At 37.1% G+C, this 18,808-nt stretch carries 15 protein-coding genes; 13 read left to right on the top strand and 2 right to left on the bottom strand.

Annotation, left to right across the window (positions count from 1 at the left end; genetic code table 11):
• The first annotated feature begins 5 nt into the window (after positions 1-5).
• The 4 genes from EKL95_RS08460 to EKL95_RS08445 all read left to right on the top strand — a co-directional run bounded on the left by EKL95_RS08460 (position 6) and on the right by EKL95_RS08445 (position 2,558).
• Positions 6-476 (top strand): DUF6428 family protein, encoded by a 471-nt coding sequence (locus tag EKL95_RS08460; protein ID WP_126563955.1) that lies wholly within the window; start codon positions 6-8, stop codon positions 474-476.
• A gap of 15 nt (positions 477-491) precedes the next feature.
• Entirely contained in the window at positions 492-1,124 is a 633-nt protein-coding gene (locus EKL95_RS08455) for a low molecular weight phosphatase family protein (protein WP_126556044.1), read from the top strand.
• 2 nt (positions 1,125-1,126) lie between these two features.
• The gene (gene arsB, locus EKL95_RS08450; protein ID WP_126460699.1) at positions 1,127-2,221 is read left to right on the top strand and encodes an ACR3 family arsenite efflux transporter; all 1,095 of its coding nucleotides are present in this window, start codon (positions 1,127-1,129) and stop codon (positions 2,219-2,221) included.
• A gap of 127 nt (positions 2,222-2,348) precedes the next feature.
• Positions 2,349-2,558, top strand: a complete 210-nt coding sequence (locus EKL95_RS08445) for an FAD-dependent oxidoreductase (RefSeq protein ID WP_126563954.1) — start codon at positions 2,349-2,351, stop codon at positions 2,556-2,558.
• A gap of 37 nt (positions 2,559-2,595) precedes the next feature.
• Here EKL95_RS08445 and EKL95_RS08440 read toward each other — a convergent pair whose 3' ends face one another.
• Both EKL95_RS08440 and rocD read right to left on the bottom strand, forming a co-directional pair.
• Positions 2,596-3,558 carry an arginase gene (locus EKL95_RS08440; RefSeq protein ID WP_126460693.1) on the bottom strand — a complete coding sequence of 321 codons (963 nt, stop codon included), beginning with the start codon at positions 3,556-3,558 and terminating at the stop codon, positions 2,596-2,598.
• 11 nt (positions 3,559-3,569) lie between these two features.
• A complete protein-coding gene (gene rocD / locus EKL95_RS08435) occupies positions 3,570-4,853 on the bottom strand; it encodes an ornithine--oxo-acid transaminase (protein ID WP_126556038.1) in 1,284 nt (427 codons plus the stop codon).
• Between the two features lie 230 nt (positions 4,854-5,083).
• On the opposite strand from rocD, the gene EKL95_RS08430 reads away from it, so the two are divergent.
• The 9 genes from EKL95_RS08430 (at position 5,084) to EKL95_RS08390 (ending at position 18,794) form a co-directional block, all read left to right on the top strand.
• Positions 5,084-5,536 carry an Lrp/AsnC family transcriptional regulator gene (locus EKL95_RS08430; RefSeq protein WP_126454003.1) on the top strand — a complete coding sequence of 151 codons (453 nt, stop codon included), beginning with the start codon at positions 5,084-5,086 and terminating at the stop codon, positions 5,534-5,536.
• A 125-nt stretch (positions 5,537-5,661) separates the two neighbouring features.
• Entirely contained in the window at positions 5,662-7,755 is a 2,094-nt protein-coding gene (locus EKL95_RS08425) for a penicillin acylase family protein (RefSeq protein WP_233589394.1), read from the top strand.
• A gap of 111 nt (positions 7,756-7,866) precedes the next feature.
• Entirely contained in the window at positions 7,867-8,637 is a 771-nt protein-coding gene (locus tag EKL95_RS08420) for a dienelactone hydrolase family protein (protein WP_126561736.1), read from the top strand.
• 750 nt (positions 8,638-9,387) lie between these two features.
• Entirely contained in the window at positions 9,388-11,163 is a 1,776-nt protein-coding gene (locus EKL95_RS08415; RefSeq protein ID WP_126563952.1) for an AMP-dependent synthetase/ligase, read from the top strand.
• Positions 11,164-11,168: 5 nt separating this feature from the next.
• The gene (locus EKL95_RS08410) at positions 11,169-12,221 is read left to right on the top strand and encodes a proline iminopeptidase-family hydrolase (RefSeq protein ID WP_126515481.1); all 1,053 of its coding nucleotides are present in this window, start codon (positions 11,169-11,171) and stop codon (positions 12,219-12,221) included.
• 403 nt (positions 12,222-12,624) lie between these two features.
• Positions 12,625-13,134, top strand: coding sequence for a MarR family winged helix-turn-helix transcriptional regulator (locus EKL95_RS08405; RefSeq protein WP_231507419.1), 510 nt, complete (start codon positions 12,625-12,627; stop codon positions 13,132-13,134).
• Between the two features lie 43 nt (positions 13,135-13,177).
• The gene (locus EKL95_RS08400; protein WP_126563951.1) at positions 13,178-15,568 is read left to right on the top strand and encodes a 3-hydroxyacyl-CoA dehydrogenase/enoyl-CoA hydratase family protein; all 2,391 of its coding nucleotides are present in this window, start codon (positions 13,178-13,180) and stop codon (positions 15,566-15,568) included.
• Between the two features lie 91 nt (positions 15,569-15,659).
• Positions 15,660-16,841 (top strand): thiolase family protein, encoded by a 1,182-nt coding sequence (locus EKL95_RS08395; protein WP_126460675.1) that lies wholly within the window; start codon positions 15,660-15,662, stop codon positions 16,839-16,841.
• 147 nt (positions 16,842-16,988) lie between these two features.
• Positions 16,989-18,794 (top strand): acyl-CoA dehydrogenase family protein, encoded by a 1,806-nt coding sequence (locus EKL95_RS08390; protein WP_126556028.1) that lies wholly within the window; start codon positions 16,989-16,991, stop codon positions 18,792-18,794.
• Positions 18,795-18,808 lie beyond the last annotated feature (14 nt).

Here is an 18,808-nt window from a genome sequence, read left to right as displayed (position 1 = left end):
AAATAATGAAACTATCCGAAATTAAAAAAGAGTTGATCACATTAGACAATGTTGCTTTTGTATTACCAAACGGAACCTTTGTTCCTGAACATTTCCATGTAACTGAAGTGGGTTTGATCACTAAAAATTTTATTGACTGCGGTGGAAAAGTTAGAAAAGAAACTGTGGTAAATTTTCAATTATGGGATGCCAATGACTTTGAACACCGCCTAAAACCAAAAAAACTTTTAGAAATTATTGCGCTTTCAGAAAAAATACTGGGCATTGAAGATTATGAAGTAGAAGTCGAATTCCAATCAGAAACTATTGGGAAATACGACATTAGTTTCAACGGAACAGCATTTACCTTAATCAACAAGCAAACGGCTTGTTTGGCAGAGGATCAATGCGGAATTCTTCCCGAAAAACAAAAAGTAAAATTATCCGAAATTCCAAGTCAAACCAATACTTGCACCCCTGGTGGTGGCTGTTGTTAATTTTAAAACTAAGATATGACATTAATCAAAACAAACTTGTTTCCAGAAATAGAAACACAAATAACTGCCTTTGGTTTTGAAGATATTTCAGTTGAACGCAAAATTATTTTGCAACCGCTAATTGACTTTATTCAGACAAAAGTAGCCCATCAACAAGAGATCAGATTGAATTTGATTTGCACACACAATTCCAGAAGAAGTCATCTGGCACAAGTTTGGGCACAAACAGCCGCAGCACATTTCAATGTAAAAAATGTATTTTGCTATTCTGGTGGGACCGAAGCAACTGCTTTATTTCCTATGGTTGCCCAAACTTTAGTACAATCAGGATTCAAAATCAAAGCAATCACAGCAGGAAATAATCCCATTTACAGCATAAAATATGGAGAAAATGAGCCTCCTATTATTGGTTTTTCCAAGACCTACGATGATGATTTTAATCCGAAAAATGAATTTGCAGCGATTATGACTTGCTCTCAAGCAGATGGAGGCTGTCCTTTTATCGCTGGTGCTGAAAAACGTATCCCAATTACTTTTGAAGATCCAAAAGCATTTGACAACACTCCGCAACAAGCCGAAAAATATCAGGAGCGAAGTTTACAGATTGCCACCGAAATGTTTTATGTCTTCTCCCAAATAAAATTATAAATATGTCAGCATCTACTTGTTTTCCCGCAGCAGAAAGAAAAAAACTAGGTTTCCTAGATCGATTTTTAACCCTTTGGATCTTCCTTGCAATGGCACTTGGTGTTGCTGTAGGGAATTTCATCCCTTCCAGTGGAAATTTTATCAACTCTTTTTCCAGCGGAACAACTAATATCCCACTCGCCATTGGTTTAATCTTAATGATGTATCCGCCATTAGCCAAAGTGAATTATAGTAAAATGGGGGACGTATTCCAAAACACCAAAGTATTGGGTGCTTCCCTGTTCCTGAATTGGGTGGTAGGCCCAATCCTCATGTTTTCATTAGCCTTACTTTTCCTAAATGGATATCCGGAATACATGATTGGAGTCATCTTGATCGGATTAGCCCGATGCATTGCGATGGTAGTGGTTTGGAATGATCTGGCCGACGGTAATAGAGAATATGCCGCTGGATTAATCGCTTTGAATAGTATTTTTCAGGTATTGCTTTACAGCGTATATGCGTATGTTTTCATAACCATTTTGCCACCGTATTTTGGCTATACCGGTTTTGATGTGACGATAGGTATTGGTCAAATTGCAGAAAGCGTAGGTATTTATTTAGGAATTCCATTTGCTTTGGGAATAATCAGCCGGTATGGTCTTATAAAACTCAAAGGCGAAACTTGGTTTCAAAACAAGTATATACCTTTTATTTCTCCTATTACTTTAGTGGCCTTATTATTTACCATCATATTAATGTTTAGTCTGAAGGGCGCATTAATTGTGCAAATCCCCCTGGATGTAGTTCGGATAGCTATTCCTTTAGTTATTTATTTCACCTTAATGTTTGTGATCAGTTTTTTTCTCGGAAAGTATTTTGGTGCTGATTATTCTAAATCTACCGCAATCGCTTTTACGGCAACCGGAAACAATTTTGAATTGGCTATTGCAGTTGCAATTGGCGTTTTTGGAATCAACAGCGGACAAGCATTTGCCGGCGTTATTGGCCCACTGGTCGAAGTTCCGGCGCTAATTGCATTGGTAAACGTCGCTTTTTGGTTTAGAAAAAAATATTATACAAAACCCGAATTAGACCCAAAAACTGGAACCTCTTAAATGTTCCGCTACTAGAGAACTCAACTATTTTATTACAGACTCTCTTTTGTTTTAAACTTGTTTTAAAACAGTAAATCTGTGGAGATCTAAAAAACTAAAATAGAATTTAATCCAGATTCAAAACAGAATGAATGAAATTAAAGAGGTCATTATCATTGGTGGTGGACAAAGCGGATTGGCTTGCGGATATTATTTAAAACGCAATAAATTAAACGTTTTTCTCCTGGATAAAGAAGAAAAATGCGGTGGTACCTGGCAACATGTTGGGGATAGCCTAACGCTTTTTTCTCCTGCCGAACACAATTCATTGCCCGGCTGGCTAATGCCAAAAATCTAAAACTGATTTCGGGCTTTTTTATACACGCTAAAAAAAATTATTCTGCAGAAATAACTAGTTCTGAGGTAATGGCTTCTAAAACTTCAAAAGCAGTTTCTGCCATTTTATTTCCTTTGGTGTCTAATAATGGGTTAATCTCGACAAATTCGATACAAACTACTTTTTTGGTTTGAACAATTTGTTTGATGATCGCTATTACTTCATACTGATCAAAACCTTTGGAAACCGGTGTTCCAGTCCCGTAAGAAATCATATCACAATCCATAGAATCCACATCAAAAGAAACATATAGCACTTCACAATGCGATAGTTTAGTTAATGCTTCCGCGACACACTTTCGTAAACCGCGATACCGCACTTCATCAACTTTATAATTTTTGATTTGCAATTTTTCAATTTGCTTATCCTCCTCTTCTTCGGTATCCCGAACGCCAAAATATACCAGGTTTTCTGCCAAAACTTTCGGTCCCTTACAACCTATATTTTTCATGTCTTCCCAGTGCTGTTGGGTTTCCGGAGGCACTTCGTTATTCTGGCAACTCAAATTATCATCCGCAAGAGCCGCAGATAGTGGCATTCCATGAATATTACCGGATGGCGAAGTGTAAGGTGAATGCAAATCCGCATGGGCATCAATCCAAAACACCCCGATATTTTGTTCCGGAAAAGCTGCTTTTATACCACTTAATGTTCCTAATGCCGAAGAATGATCACCTGATAAAACAATTGGAAAATAATTTCCTGCTAAATTTTTCTGTACTGCATTACAAACTCTGGTGCATTGCTCCACTACATGCTCAATTCGTTTAGCCGAAGAACTTCGGTTTTTATCATATATGGATTCGTTGTGCGTTTTGACATCTTCAAACTCAAACTGATTAAAATAATCACTGTTTTGATTGATTGCCGCAATTTCGATAGCATCAATCCCTAAGTCGGATCCTCGTGTACCAGCACCTATATCGGATCTGTTCTTTATTAATTTTATAGATTTTCCCATTGTACTTAAAATTATTTGAAATCGTTTAGAGCTCGCTCAATTATACCCAAACATTCCTGTATTTGAGGTTCTGAAATTACTAATGGTGGTGCAAATCGAATTTTGTTTCCGTGTGTTGGTTTTGCCAATAATCCATAATCTCTAAATTTCATACAAATATTCCAGGCTAAATCAGATTCTTCACCACTGTTGATAACTATGGCGTTCAGTAATCCTTTTCCTCTGACCAACGTAATTAATGGGTTTCTGGAAGCAATTTCGTTAAGTCCTGTTCTTAAAACTTCGCCTAAGTACGCCGCATTTTGTGCTAAATTTTCCTCTTTCACTACTTCCAGTGCAGCAATAGCCACAGCCGCTGCAACAGGATTTCCTCCAAAAGTGGAACCGTGTTGTCCTGGTTTAATCACATTCATAATGGGATCATTCGCTAAAACTGCCGAAACTGGGTACACACCGCCCGAAATAGCTTTTCCTAGAATAAGGATATCTGGTTTTACTTCCGGTCTGCCTTCACATCCTTTTTTACAGTCACAATTTCCGCAAGTTGCTAATAATCTTCCCGTGCGTGCAATTCCTGTTTGCACTTCATCCGCGATAAATAGAACGTTATGTGCTTCACAAAGCGCTTTTGTTTTTGCTAAATATCCTTCGGCAGGAACATACACTCCCGCTTCTCCTTGAATTGGTTCCACTAAAAATCCAGCAATATTTGGGGTTGATTTTAATACGTTTTCTAGGGCGTCAACATCATCGTACGGAATTTTAATAAATCCAGCAGTGAATGGTCCAAAGTTTTTACGGGCACTCTCATCATTCGAAAATGAAATGATTGTTGTTGTTCTTCCGTGAAAATTGTTTTCACAAACAATGATTTGTGCTTGATTTTCAGGAATTCCTTTTACCTCATAGGCCCATTTTCTACACAATTTCAAAGCAGTTTCCACTGCTTCAGCACCTGTATTCATGGGCAACACTTTATCAAAACCAAAATACTTAGTCACATATTCCTCAAAAGGTCCTAGTTGATCATTATGAAAAGCACGTGAAGTTAAGGTCAATGTTTGTGCTTGTTTTATCATTGCATCCACAATTTTTGGATGACAATGCCCTTGGTTTACGGCAGAATAGGCCGATAAAAAATCATAATATTTTTTTCCGTCTACATCCCAGACATAAACCCCTTCGCCTCTTTCTAAAACCACAGGTAAAGGATGGTAATTGTGTGCTCCGTATTGATTTTCTTTAGCTATTAACGCTTCCGATTTTGAAGAAAGGTTTTGTTCTGTGTGTGTCATGATATTCCTATTTTGATATTACAAAGTACAAAACTACAGATTTTTTTTAAATTGACAATAAAAATAAATATTTTGACTTTTTTAAAAGTATTATTTTAAATAAATTACTTAATTTACATGAAAAAAAGTCATTTTTTAAATATAAAATTCAAATAATAGAACTATTCCAATATAAATAAAAATAAGTACTTTTATACAAACACAAAAGCATCATTTATAAGTAAACCAACATGGATATACTAGACGAGTTTGATATCAACATTATCAAAGAATTAGAGAAAGACGGAAGAATGGCGTATTCTGCTATTGCAGCCAATCTAAAAATATCAAATACAATGGTGCATCAGCGCATGAACAGATTAACAGAACAAGGAATACTTATCGGAATAAAACCGGTCATCAATGAAAAGAAAATTGGATATGATTGGGGATCATTCACAGGAATTACCTTGAATAAAGACCAAGATTCTGACCGGATTATTGAGGAACTGAAAAACATTCCAGAAATAACGGAATGCTATTATATCACCGGATCTTTTACCCTTTATATAAAAATAATTGCCAAAAATCATGAGCACATGCGTAAAGTTCTGTATGAAAAAATAGACACTATTCCGGGTATTGCCAAAACAGATTCCATAATCGAACTGGGGTGTGCATTTAAACGAAACGTAAGTCTCTAATTTAAAATTCAATAATAATGACGTATTTCAAGAACCATTTACCCCTTGCAGTTTTAATTTTTTGTTTTAGTTGCTCCCTGTTTTCACAAAAGATATCAAACCAAGAACTAGAAAGACTAAAAAAAATGTCGCAACAAGTCACTATTATCAGAGACAATTGGGGAATTGCGCATGTGTATGGCAAAACGGATGCAGATGCCGTTTTTGGAATGCTGTACGCACAATGTGAAGACGATTTCAAACGGGTAGAAATGAATTACATTGAAAAACTGGGCCGTCTTTCCGAAATCAAAGGACAGTCCGTTTTGTACAATGATTTAGAAATTAAACTTTTAATCGATACCGAAGATGCTAAAAACGATTATAAAAAAGCAGCGCCTTGGTTGAAAAAATTATTAAACAGTTATGCGGACGGGATCAACTTTTATCTATACAATCACCCCGAAGTAAAACCCGCTTTATTAACTCATTTTGAGCCTTGGTTTCCATTGCTTTGGACTGACGGAAGTATTGGAGCCATAAGCACAGCTGATCTTTCTACTGGAGAATTGAAAGCTTTTTATTCGGGAAACACCGATAAAGTAGCCTATATAGAACGAGAAAAAGACGTACAAACGGGTTCTAACGGATTTGCAATTGCACCTTCAAAAACAGCGTCTGGGAATGCCATTTTATACATTAATCCGCATACCACTTTTTATTTCAGGCCAGAAATACAGATGAGCAGTCAAGAAGGGCTGAATGCGTATGGAGCCGTTACTTGGGGACAATTTTTTATTTACCAAGGATTTAACGAAAACTGTGGCTGGATGCATACCTCCTCAAGTGTTGATGTTGCGGATATGTATGCCGAGAAAATCGTGACCAAAAACAACAAACTATTTTACGAATACGATACCAAATTAGTTCCAGTTGTCGAGAAAAAAATAACCATCAAGTATCTGGAAAATGGAAAATTGATTCCTAAAACATTCAATACTTATTATACCAATCACGGTCCAATCATGGCCAAAAGAGACGGGAAATGGATTAGCTTAAAATCCAATAACCGTTCGATGAAAAGTCTGGAACAAAGTTGGATACGAACAAAATCAAAAAATTTTGAGGACTACAAAACTGCAATGGATTTGAAAGCCAATACCTCAAACAATACTGTTTATGCCGATAAAGAAGGAAACATTGCCTACTGGCATGGGAACTTTGTTCCCATTCGGGACAAAAACCTAAATTGGTCAAAAGTAATGGACGGTACGACACCGGCTACACAATGGAAAGGATTACATGAAGTTTCAGAAACAGTACATTCTTATAATCCTATAAACGGCTGGTTACAAAACTGTAATTCTACACCATATACCGTGGCAGGAGATTATAGTCCAAAAGAAGAAAATTACTTGCCTTATATGGCTCCAGACGGAGAAAGTTTCAGAGGATTAAATGCTGTACGATTATTGAACAAAGGCAATAAATATACACTAGACAAAGTGATTGCTGACGGTTACGACACGAAACTAACGGCCCTCGAAGTGTTAATTCCGTCCTTAATTTCCAGTTTTGAGAAAAACATCAGTCCCGAAGATCCGCTTTATACAGAACTGTCAGAACCGATAACCTTATTGAAAAACTGGGATTATTACGCCCGGGAAAATTCTGTGGCTACCACCTTAGCTGTGGAATGGGCTTATAAATTAAACCCCATTATTCAAAAAGTATATATTGATCAGGGCCAAAAGGACCAAGTAGAAAATACCCGTGATTTTGCTAAAAATGCGTTTCCAGATCAACTGATTCCACAATTGCAAATGGTGATAAACGAATTGAAAATAAAATTTGGTACTTGGCAAATTCCTTGGGGCGAAATCAATCGTTTCCAGAGAACATCAGGCGACATAAATCTGGTTTATAGTGATGCTTTGGAAAGTTTACCTATTAGTTATGGACCAGCGCTTTGGGGAAGTTTACCTGCTTTTAAAAGCAATTATCAAAAAGATACCAAAAAACGCTACGGATTTAACGGAAATAGTTTTGTGTGTGCGGTGGAATTTGGACCAAAAATAAAAGCCAAATCGTTACTTGCGGGAGGAAATAGCGGTGATTCAAAATCGAAACATTTTTACGATCAAGCTGAAATGTACCGAAAAGGACAATTCAAAGACGTATTATTTTATAAAGAGGATGTCCAGAAAAATGCCGAAAAAACATATCATCCCGGCGAGTAATCGCTTGTCTGTACGCCATAAGAATTAAAAATTACATCATCAATTAAAAAATCAAAGTCTTAGTTTTAGGATAAATTGATTGAGACATTTGTAAAAATAAAAACATCTAATATGAAAAATATTTTCTTTGCCTTTTTAGGATTCTTTTTGTTTTCCAATGACACATTTGCACAATTAAAATCCGTCAAATACACGGATGGAAACCAACAATTAAATGGCTTGTCTATTGCACCTAAAAAAGGAAGCAAAACAAAACCCGGAATTCTAATCCTTCCCGCTTGGAAAGGAATCGATACACATTCAAAACAATCTGCTGAGAGACTTTCAAGCATGGGCTATTATGCATTTGTAGCAGATATTTATGGCCAAGGGAATTATCCCGTAACCACACAAGAAGCCGGAAAGCAAGCTGGTTTTTACAAAAAAAATGTAGCTGATTATCAAAGACGCATTCAACTTGCTTTAGACCAATTAGTAAAAGCAGGCGCAAATCCTGCCAATATCGTAGTAATAGGCTATTGTTTTGGCGGAACAGGAGCACTGGAAGCCGCAAGAGCGGGAATGAAAATTCAAGGTGCAGTTTCTTTTCACGGAGGTTTAGGACATGATGCCGCAAGGGTAAATAATCCAATCACGGCTGAAATCCTGGTTTTACATGGTGCTGACGACACCTATGTGCCAGCAACGGAAGTATCGTCCTTTCAACAAGAAATGAGAGATACAAAAGCAGAATGGGAAATGATTTATTATGCAAATTCCGTACATGCCTTTACTGAAATTGAAGCTGGTAATGATAATTCAAAAGGAGCAGCGTATAACGAAAAAGCTGCTATACGTTCTTGGGAGCGCATGAATTCTTTCTTAAAAGAAGTTTTAAAATAATTTAGAATTTTTTTTTTCAAAAAAAGTATACGTTCCAATTTTTTGTTAATTTTATAAATTAAAATGTACCTGACCGCGCTAATATACCACAATCGTTAGCGCAGTTTTACAAACTGTGCCCACAACAGAGAGCAAACAATGCAAAAAATTATGAGCAATTCAGGGCTTTTTGCTGTTTTTAAAACAAAAAATGTCTGCTAAGAATAAAGCCCTAAAAACCGAAGACCGGATTAGAAAATGAATTAGAATTGGTTTTATTAGATTTATTTTAGTGGCTAATTGGAATTGATACGGTTTTCAAAACTGCGCCAACGATTCTCTGTAAATACTAATGATCTAGTGAACGCTTTTCCTCACTGGCGCTCGTTTATCCATGTTCTTTGGTGCTCGTTTGCAACGAGTACATACTTAAATTAAGACACAAATTATAATATTTATAATGCGGATCGTTAAAAATTTCTTTAAGATTTTTTACAGAATAGATTATATAACTGCGTTACAAAAACTTTATAGTTCACATTAGTGACTAGGCACTAAAGTTTAACGGCACATTGAAAAGGGTACGAAGCCGGAAAATCTCGCACGGCCGTACACGCTTTTTTATTATAATCCTACACTAAAATTTTACTTCATGAAAACGATTTCGTTAAATAGTAACAATCCTTTCATAATTTTGCGATATAATTTCTAATTTTTAAAATTTATCCTTATTTTTTTTTTAATTTGCAATCAAATCCAATATTTTCTATAATGACAAATATCACCCGCCTTTTTGATTTCCCTTATTATCAGCAAGAAAAATACAATTCCATTCCGGATGCTTTAACAACAAAGCAAAATGGAGTTTGGATCAAAACATCTACACAGGAATATATCGCTAAAGCCAATGCCGTTTCGAGAGCACTACTCCGAATGGGTGTTCAAAAAGACGATAAAATTGCTATCATCTCTTCTAATAACAGAACCGAATGGAATATTATGGATATTGGTGTGTTGCAAACCGGCGCACAAACCGTTCCCATTTATCCTACCATTTCAGAAGAAGATTACGAATATATTCTGAACCATTCCGGTTCTATGTACTGTTTCGTATCGGATGCCGAAGTGCTTCGAAAAGTAAACCTCATCAAACATAAAGTTCCTACACTCAAAGAAGTATATTCCTTCAACGAAATAGAAGGTTGCACCAACTGGAATGAATTACTGATTCTTGGCGTAGACAACGGAAACCAAAACGAAGTGGAACAACGCAAAAATAACGTAAAAACTGAAGATTTAGCCACAATAATCTATACTTCCGGAACAACGGGAAGACCAAAAGGAGTCATGCTTTCGCATAAAAACATTGTATCGAATGTTTTAGACAGTGCTTCGAGAATTCCGTTTGAAGCCGGAAAAAGCCGTGCTTTAAGCTTCCTTCCTATTTGCCATATTTTTGAAAGAATGATTTTGTATTTATACCAATATTACGGAGTTTCAGTATATTTTGGCGAATCAATTGATAAAATTAGTGACAATCTAAAAGAAGTAAGACCAACAGTAATTACTGCCGTTCCGAGACTTTTAGAGAAAGTATACGATAAAATATACGCTAAAGGAACGGAGTTAACCGGTGTCAAAAAGAAACTATTTTTTTGGGCGATTGACTTAGGTTTAATCTATGAGCCGTATGGCAAAAATGGTTTTTGGTATGAATTACAACTCAAAATTGCCCGCAAACTGATTTTTAGTAAATGGAAGGAAGGTTTGGGTGGAAACCTCGATTTAATGGTTTCCGGAAGCGCTGCTTTGCAACCAAGACTAGCCCGCATTTTTGCCGCTGCCGAAATCCCAGTTATGGAAGGCTACGGATTGACCGAGACCTCTCCGGTAATCTCTGTAAATGATATTAGAAATGGTGGTTTCAGAGTGGGAACGGTGGGTAAAGTAATTGATAATGTGGAAGTGTTAATTGCTGAAGACGGCGAAATCCTTTGTAAAGGACCAAACGTAATGATGGGCTATTACAAAGATGAGAAATTGACCTATGAAGTAATAACTGACGGCTATTTTCACACTGGTGATATTGGAATTTTTGACGAAGACGGATTCTTAAAAATCACGGATCGTAAGAAAGAAATGTTCAAAACCTCAGGTGGTAAATATATTGCCCCACAATTAATCGAAAATACGATGAAACAATCGCGTTTCATTGAACAAATTATGGTTATTGGTGACGGTCAAAAAATGCCGGCTGCCTTTATTCAGCCGAGTTTTGATTTCATCAAAGAATGGGCCGTTATCCACGGAATCAACATAGGAAAAAGCAATGAAGAAATAATTGCCAACGAAAAAGTAATCGAAAGAATCCAATTGGAAATTGACAATCTGAACGAAAAATTTGGAAATTGGGAGAAGATAAAACGTTTTGAGCTAACGCCGGATTTATGGTCTGTGGAAGGTGGACAGCTTACGCCAACCCTGAAACTAAAACGAAAAATAGTAATGGAAAAATACATTGATTTATTCCATAAAATCTACAACTAGCCGTTATGAAACTAAAAGTCTTGATTTACTCCGTTGTCAGTGTGTTCTTTTTTTCTAATTGTCAGGAAAAACCAAAGGAAGATTCCATAAAAGCAAATTATTTAGATTTCTCCAAACGGGACGACCAACTCACAGGCGGCATCAAAATGATTCCGATTCATACGCCAAAAGGCACGTTTAAAGTCTGGACCAAACGAGTGGGCAATAATCCTAAAATAAAGGTGTTGTTGCTACACGGCGGTCCAGGTTTGACCCATGAATTATACGAGGCCTTTGACGGTTATTTTCCCAACGAAAGCATTGAATACATTTATTACGATCAGTTAGGCTCGTATTACAGCGACCAACCCAACGACAACAGTTTGTGGACCAATGAACGTTTTGTGGAGGAAGTCGAGCAAGTGCGCATCGCATTAGGCTTGGACAGTTCTAATTTTTACCTGATGGGACAATCTTGGGGCGGAATCCTAGCAATGGAATACGCTTTGAAATACCAAAAAAACCTGAAAGGATTAATTATCTCAAATATGATGGCGAGTGCTCAGGAATATAACGCTTACGCAAAAGACGTTCTGGCACCGCAAATGGATTCTAAAATCCTAAAGCAATTACAGGATATCGAAAAAAACAATGATTTTGATAATCCAAAATACAGCGAATTACTGTTCAAACATTACTACACGGAACATATTTTGAGAATGCCACTCGAAAAATGGCCAGAATCCATCAACAGATGTTTCAAGCACATTAATCCTAATGTATATGTTTTTATGCAAGGCCACAGTGAATTTGGCATCACTGGAAATGCCTCCCTTAAAAATTGGGATGTCAAAGCCAGACTAAAAACCCTTACTGTTCCAACCTTGAGTATTGGTTCTAAATACGATACTATGGATCCCGAACACATGAAATGGATTGCTAACGAAGTCCAAAACGGACGTTTCTTGTTTTGTCCTAACGGAAGTCACCTTTCACAATACGATGACCCAAAAACCTATTTTCCGGGTGTGATTAAGTTCTTGAAAGATGTGGATAAAGGGGAGTTTAAGAAGGGTTAAATAAAAGATACTATAAAAAACCACGAATTGATTTTCGTGGTTTTTTGGTTTTTAGTCGAGAACAATAAACTCAAAAATCAAATTTAACGATAGTAAACTACTTATTACGTAAATCCATAATCCCAACAATTAAATTAAAATCCCCAATCATTCTCCTCAGCAGGATTTGCGTAAGGGATGGAAGTGGCATCCCACGCTTTTTAGCGTGGATACAACGTACAGCCCGACCCGGAGTTTTTACGCAGGGATACGACCAAAAAATTAATTACTCTTAAAAAAAGAGTATAATCTCCTCTATTTCAGTGGAGATTTTTTATATTTAATGCTTTTTAACAAAAAAATGTTTTAATATATTATGCGTGCATAGTATTTTTTATTATATTTGAAAACGATATAGTTACTTATGAAAGATAAAACGATAGATTATATTTTACGTGCCACCTGGCAAGCAGTGGCCAGAATGTATAATGAAGAAGCTTCGAAATACGATGCGAGCATGGCTACTGGGTTCGCTTTATTGAGTATTGATAAGGAAGGTGGGACGCCATCGACCTCATTAGGACCAAAAATGGGAATGGAAGCTACCAGCTTAACCAGAACCCTTAAATCTATGGAGGAAAAAGGCTTGATTATTCGCAAGAAAAATCCAGTGGATGGCCGTGGAGTATTGATTTACCTCACGGATTTTGGTAAAGAAAAAAGAGAATTGTCAAAAAATACGGTGTTGAAATTCAATGAAACGGTGAAACAAACTATTTCGGAAGAGAAACTGCAGCACTTTATTGAAGTTGCAGAAGCCATCAATGAATTAATTCAAGAGAAAAATATATTTACGCACACGAGCGCCAGCGAACTGGCGGAACAAACTGAAAAAACAGCGAATGACACCGCCAAAATTGAAATCCTTCAATAAAAATAGCGCTGTCATTTTCTAATGAAAATCAAATATTATTTATATGAAACGCACAATTAAAAAAGTTGCAGTGATTGGATCCGGAATTATGGGTTCAGGAATTGCTTGTCATTTTGCTAACATTGGAGTTGAAGTTCTGTTATTAGATATTGTTCCAAGAGAACTTACCGAAGCGGAAGCTAAAAAAGGACTGACTTTAGAAAGCAAAATCGTTAGAAACCGATTGGTAAATGAGCATTTGGCCAATTCCCTGAAATCGAAACCCTCTCCTATTTACAATCCAAAATTTGCCAGCAGAATTACTACTGGAAATACCACAGATGACATGGCGAAAATCGCTACTGTGGATTGGATTATTGAAGTTGTTGTAGAACGGTTAGACATCAAGAAAATGGTTTTTGAACAAATTGAAAAATTCAGAAAACCGGGAACTCTAGTAACTTCAAACACATCTGGAATTCCAATTCACTTTATGAGTGAAGGACGAAGCGACGATTTCCAAAAGCATTTCTGCGGGACACACTTTTTTAACCCTGCGCGTTATTTGAAATTATTCGAAATCATTCCTGGCCCGCACATAGCATCGGAAGTTTTGGATTTTCTTACGGATTATGGATCCAAATTCTTGGGTAAAACTTCGGTCGTGGCCAAAGATACTCCAGCGTTTATTGGAAACCGAATCGGGATTTATGGGATTCAAAGTTTGTTTCATTTAGTTAAAGAAATGGGATTGACGATTGAAGAAGTGGATAAATTGACCGGTCCAGTTATTGGAAGACCAAAGTCAGCTACTTTCAGAACTGTTGACGTAGTTGGATTGGATACTTTGGTGCACGTTGCCAACGGAATCTACGAAAATTGTCCGAATGACGAGCAACACGATTTGTTTAAACTGCCGGATTTTGTCAACAAAATGATGGAGAACAAATGGTTGGGAAGCAAAACTGGTCAAGGTTTTTATAAAAAAGTAGACAAGGATATTTTATCATTGGATTTAGATACTTTAGAATATCGTCCGGCTAAAAGAGCGTCTTTCGCCACTTTAGAACTGACAAAAACGATTGATAAACCTATTGACCGTTTTAAAGTTTTGGTAAAAGGAAAAGATAAAGCAGGCGAATTTTACCGTAAAAGTTTTGCGGGAATGTTTGCTTACGTTTCCAACAGAATTCCTGAAATTTCAGATGAATTATTCAAGATTGACGATGCCATGAAAGCCGGTTTTGGATGGGAAAATGGTCCTTTCGAAATTTGGGACGCCATTGGTGTTGCCAAAGGAATCGAAATGATGAAAGCGGAAGGCCTTGAACCAGCTGCTTGGGTAACTGATATGCTTGCTAATGGAACTAAAAGTTTCTATTCCATAAAAGAAGGTGCTACTTATTTTTATGATATTCCAACAAAATCTGCAACTAAGGTTCCTGGTCAGGATGCCTTTATTATCCTGAACAACATACGCGAAAGCAAAAAAGTGTGGAGCAATAGCGGCGCCATTATTCAAGATTTAGGAGATGGAATTTTGAACTTAGAATTCCAGTCTAAAATGAATACGATTGGTGGCGATGTTTTACAGGCGATCAACAAAGCGATTGACTTATCTGAAAAAGAATATCAAGGATTGGTTATTGGAAATCAGGCAGCGAATTTCTCTGTGGGTGCTAACATAGGAATGATTTTCATGATGGCCGTCGAGCAAGAATACGACGAGCTGAATATGGCCATCAAAATGTTCCAAGACACAATGATGCGCGTGCGCTACTCCGGAATTCCAGTTGTGGTTGCGCCACACGGAATGACTTTTGGCGGTGGTTGTGAAATGAGCTTACACGCTGATAAAGTTGTTGCTGCAGCCGAAACGTATATGGGATTAGTTGAATTTGGCGTTGGAGTTATTCCTGGCGGTGGCGGATCTAAAGAGATGGCATTGCGTGCTGCAGATTTATTCCATAAAAATGATGTGGAGTTGAACGTATTGCAAGAATATTTCTTGACGATCGCTATGGCAAAAGTATCTACTTCAGGTTACGAAGCTTTTGATACCGGACTTTTACAACACGGAAAAGATATCATCGTTGTGAATAAAGACCGTCAGATTGCTGAAGCAAAGAAACACGCTTTATTAATGGCAGAAGCAGGTTACACACAACCAATTCGCAGAAGCGACGTAAAAGTTCTTGGAAAACAAGCTTTGGGAATGTTCTTAGTAGGAACAGACCAAATGGAAGCCGGAAAATACATCTCGGAACACGACAAGAAAATCGCTAACAAACTAGCTTATGTTATGGCTGGTGGAGATTTATCAGAACCAACTTTAGTAACCGAACAATATTTATTGGATCTGGAACGTGAAGCATTCTTATCTCTTTGTACAGAAAGAAAAACATTAGAAAGAATCCAGTTTATGTTAACCAAAGGAAAACCGTTACGCAATTAGAAAATAGAACAAGGAGAATAGAATATAGATTAAAAACAAAATTTAAAGTCTATTATTTATTCTCTATATTCTCAACTCTTAAAAAAAAAAAATGAAAACAGCCTATATAGTAAAAGCATACAGAACAGCCGTGGGGAAAGCCCCAAAAGGCGTGTTTAGATTTAAACGTCCTGATGAATTGGCAGCAGAAACCATTCAGTTTATGATGAATGAGTTGCCTGATTTTGACAAAAAACGTATCGATGACGTGATGGTAGGAAATGCCATGCCAGAAGCAGAACAAGGACTAAACGTGGGACGATTAATTTCCTTAATGGGATTGAAAATTGAAGATGTACCAGGTGTAACCGTAAACCGTTATTGCGCGTCAGGATTAGAAACAATTGGTATGGCTACAGCCAAAATTCAATCGGGAATGGCAGATTGTATTATTGCCGGTGGTGCCGAGAGCATGAGTTTTATTCCAATGGGAGGGTACAAACCAACTCCGGATTATGCTGTTGCAAAAGCGGGGAACGAAGATTACTATTGGGGAATGGGGCTAACTGCAGAAGCTGTTGCCAAACAATTCAATGTGTCTCGTGCAGACCAAGATGAGTTTGCTTACAACTCACACCTGAAAGCTCTTAAAGCACAAGCCGAAGGCAAATTTGACAAACAAATTGTTCCTATTACGGTAGAACAAACATTTATCAATGAAAATGGTAAAAAAGAAACCAAATCCTATATCGTAAATAAAGATGAAGGCCCGAGAGCTGGAACTTCAGTAGAAGCTTTGGCTGGTTTACGTCCTGTTTTTGAAGAAGGCGGAAGTGTAACTGCCGGGAATTCTTCTCAAATGAGTGACGGAGCCGCTTTTGTTCTAATCATGAGCGAAGAAATGGTTAAGGAATTGAACCTTACTCCTATTGCTCGTTTGGTGAACTTCGCTTCGGCAGGAGTAGAACCAAGATTAATGGGAATTGGCCCGGTAAAAGCGATTCCAAAAGCATTGAAACAAGCAGGATTAACATTAAATGATGTTGATTTAATTGAATTAAACGAAGCTTTTGCATCACAATCGTTAGCCGTAATTCGTGAATTAGGATTGAATCCTGATATCGTAAACGTCAACGGTGGAGCAATTGCAATGGGACATCCACTGGGCTGTACCGGAGCAAAACTGTCTGTTCAACTCTTCGACGAAATGAAAAAAAGAGGCAACAAATACGGAATTGTGAGTATGTGTGTGGGAACTGGACAAGGAACTGCTGGGGTTTACGAACTTTTGTAGTCAAAGATTTCCATCCGTTTGTCATTCCGACAAAGAAGGAATCTTTACTATTAATGCAGAATTAGCTACTGAGATTCCTCCTTGTTTGGAATGACAATATTGACAATTCAATTTATAAATAAAATTCATCATTTAAAATAACAAGAAATGGCAGATACAATTGAAAAAAACGTAACCCGTGGCGGTCAGTTTTTAGTTAAACAAACAAAGTGCGAAGATATCTTTACACCAGAAGATTTTTCAGAAGAGCAATTAATGATGCGTGACTCTGTAAAAGAATTTGTAGATAAAGAATTGTGGGCACACAAAGATCGTTTTGAGAAAAAGGATTATGCGTATACACAAGAAACCATGAAAAAAGCTGGGGACTTAGGACTTTTAGGAGTTGCTGTACCTGAAGCTTATGGTGGATTAGGAATGGGATTTGTATCAACAATGTTGGTTTGTGATTATATTTCGGGAGCAACAGGTTCATTCTCAACTGCTTTTGGAGCACATACCGGAATTGGGACTATGCCAATAACTTTGTACGGAACAGAAGAACAAAAACAAAAATACGTTCCAAAATTAGCTTCTGGCGAATGGTTTGGAGCCTATTGTTTGACAGAACCAGGCGCAGGATCTGATGCTAATTCTGGAAAAACAAAAGCTGTTTTATCAGAAGATGGTACACATTACAAAATCACAGGACAAAAAATGTGGATTTCAAACGCTGGATTTTGTTCATTGTTTATCGTTTTTGCCCGTATTGGTGATGATAAAAATATCACTGGTTTTATCCTAGAAAACACAGCTGATAACGGAATATCAATGGGCGAAGAAGAGCATAAATTAGGAATACGTGCTTCCTCTACGCGTCAGGTTTTCTTTAATGAAACAAAAGTTCCTGTAGAAAACATGTTGTCCGAAAGAGGAAACGGTTTCAAAATTGCCATGAACGCTTTGAATGTAGGTCGCATCAAATTAGCAGCTGCTTGTTTGGATGCACAGCGCAGAGTTATTTCAGGTTCAGTGAAATATGCTAATGAAAGAATCCAGTTCAATACTGCAATTTCTCAGTTTGGTGCTATCCGTGCAAAACTAGCAGAAATGGCTACAAGTTGTTACGCTGGAGAAAGCGCTTCCTACCGCGCTGCAAAAGATATTGAAGACAGAATTATAGCTCGTGAAGCCGAAGGAGTTTCACATCAGGAAGCAGAATTGAAAGGCGTTGAAGAATATGCTATTGAATGTTCAATCCTTAAAGTAGCCGTTTCTGAAGATGTACAAAATTGTGCTGATGAAGGAATTCAAATTTTTGGCGGAATGGGATTCTCTGAGGACACTCCGATGGAAAGTGCTTGGAGAGATGCCAGAATTGCCCGTATTTACGAAGGAACTAACGAAATCAACAGAATGCTTTCAGTAGGGATGCTGATTAAAAAAGCGATGAAAGGTCACGTTGATTTACTTGGACCTGCATCAAAAGTACAAGAAGAATTAATGGGAATTCCTTCTTTTGAAACCCCTGATTATTCTGAATTGTTTGCAGAAGAAAAAGAAATGATTGGCAAATTAAAAAAAGCATTCTTAATGGTAGCCGGTGGAGCTGTTCAAAAATACGGTCCGGATTTAGATGCACACCAACAGTTATTGATGGCCGCTTCAGATATTTTAATCGAAATCTATATGGCTGAAAGCACAATCCTTAGAACGGAGAAGTTAGCCAAAAAAGAAGGAGAAACTAAAGTACAAGAGCAAATTGCAATGGCCAAATTATACTTGTATAAAGCCGTAGATATTGTTACTCAAAAAGGAAAAGAAAGTGTTATTTCCTTTGCTGAAGGCGATGAACAACGTATGATGTTGATGGGACTACGTCGTTTTACTAAATATACAAATATGCCAAATGTTGTAGGATTAAGAGAAACAATAACGGTTAAATTAGTAGCTGAAAATGAATATTGTTTTTAATTACAAAAAAAAAT

Source organism: Flavobacterium sp. LB2P53, assembly GCF_003970305.1.
GTDB lineage: Bacteria > Bacteroidota > Bacteroidia > Flavobacteriales > Flavobacteriaceae > Flavobacterium.
This window is presented reverse-complemented; position numbering and strand designations above follow the sequence as displayed.

Bases quoted from the DNA above. Each gene is read 5' to 3' on its own strand.
- EKL95_RS08460 (WP_126563955.1), top strand. From the start codon at position 6: ATGAAACTATCCGAAATTAAAAAAGAGTTGATCACATTAGACAATGTT.
- EKL95_RS08455 (WP_126556044.1), top strand. From the start codon at position 492: ATGACATTAATCAAAACAAACTTGTTTCCAGAAATAGAAACACAAATA.
- EKL95_RS08445 (WP_126563954.1), top strand. From the start codon at position 2,349: ATGAATGAAATTAAAGAGGTCATTATCATTGGTGGTGGACAAAGCGGA.
- EKL95_RS08395 (WP_126460675.1), top strand. From the start codon at position 15,660: ATGAAAACAGCCTATATAGTAAAAGCATACAGAACAGCCGTGGGGAAA.
- EKL95_RS08430 (WP_126454003.1), top strand. From the start codon at position 5,084: ATGGATATACTAGACGAGTTTGATATCAACATTATCAAAGAATTAGAG.
- EKL95_RS08410 (WP_126515481.1), top strand. From the start codon at position 11,169: ATGAAACTAAAAGTCTTGATTTACTCCGTTGTCAGTGTGTTCTTTTTT.
- arsB (WP_126460699.1), top strand. From the start codon at position 1,127: ATGTCAGCATCTACTTGTTTTCCCGCAGCAGAAAGAAAAAAACTAGGT.
- EKL95_RS08390 (WP_126556028.1), top strand. From the start codon at position 16,989: ATGGCAGATACAATTGAAAAAAACGTAACCCGTGGCGGTCAGTTTTTA.
- EKL95_RS08420 (WP_126561736.1), top strand. From the start codon at position 7,867: ATGAAAAATATTTTCTTTGCCTTTTTAGGATTCTTTTTGTTTTCCAAT.
- EKL95_RS08440 (WP_126460693.1), bottom strand. From the start codon at position 3,558: ATGGGAAAATCTATAAAATTAATAAAGAACAGATCCGATATAGGTGCT.
- EKL95_RS08400 (WP_126563951.1), top strand. From the start codon at position 13,178: ATGAAACGCACAATTAAAAAAGTTGCAGTGATTGGATCCGGAATTATG.
- EKL95_RS08415 (WP_126563952.1), top strand. From the start codon at position 9,388: ATGACAAATATCACCCGCCTTTTTGATTTCCCTTATTATCAGCAAGAA.
- rocD (WP_126556038.1), bottom strand. From the start codon at position 4,853: ATGACACACACAGAACAAAACCTTTCTTCAAAATCGGAAGCGTTAATA.
- EKL95_RS08405 (WP_231507419.1), top strand. From the start codon at position 12,625: ATGAAAGATAAAACGATAGATTATATTTTACGTGCCACCTGGCAAGCA.
- EKL95_RS08425 (WP_233589394.1), top strand. From the start codon at position 5,662: ATGTCGCAACAAGTCACTATTATCAGAGACAATTGGGGAATTGCGCAT.